Source organism: Desulforhabdus sp. TSK (assembly GCF_022836495.1).
Classification (GTDB): domain Bacteria; phylum Desulfobacterota; class Syntrophobacteria; order Syntrophobacterales; family Syntrophobacteraceae; genus Desulforhabdus.
Genome location: NZ_BQXM01000275.1, coordinates 1 through 255, shown reverse-complemented (window position 1 = coordinate 255; position 255 = coordinate 1). Strand labels below are relative to the sequence as shown.

At 60.0% G+C, this 255-nt stretch carries 1 protein-coding gene; it reads right to left on the bottom strand.

Annotation, left to right across the window (positions count from 1 at the left end; all coding sequences use genetic code 11):
- The coding region (locus MWC30_RS22375; protein ID WP_244086377.1) for a tyrosine-type recombinase/integrase at nucleotides 1–255 on the bottom strand (255 nt) is incomplete at both ends.

The following is a 255-nucleotide window of genomic DNA, read 5'->3' as shown; positions in this document are numbered from 1 at the left end:
GGGTCTCGCTTCTGCGTTCTTCCGGCACAGGGAGCGCTACCGTTCGAAGCTCTTCCGTAGCCAGCCTCAAGTAGACGCATGTGCTCTCTGCATCGCGATGCCCGAGCAGATCGCCTATGGCCTTAACTGATGCGCCCTGACGGAGCAAATGGGTGGCATAGGAGTGGCGCAGACAATGTGGCCCCTGATAGGGAATATCCAGTCCGCTCAACCGGACCCGCAGTTGAAAGGCCTCCGTTACGGCGGTGGGCTTCA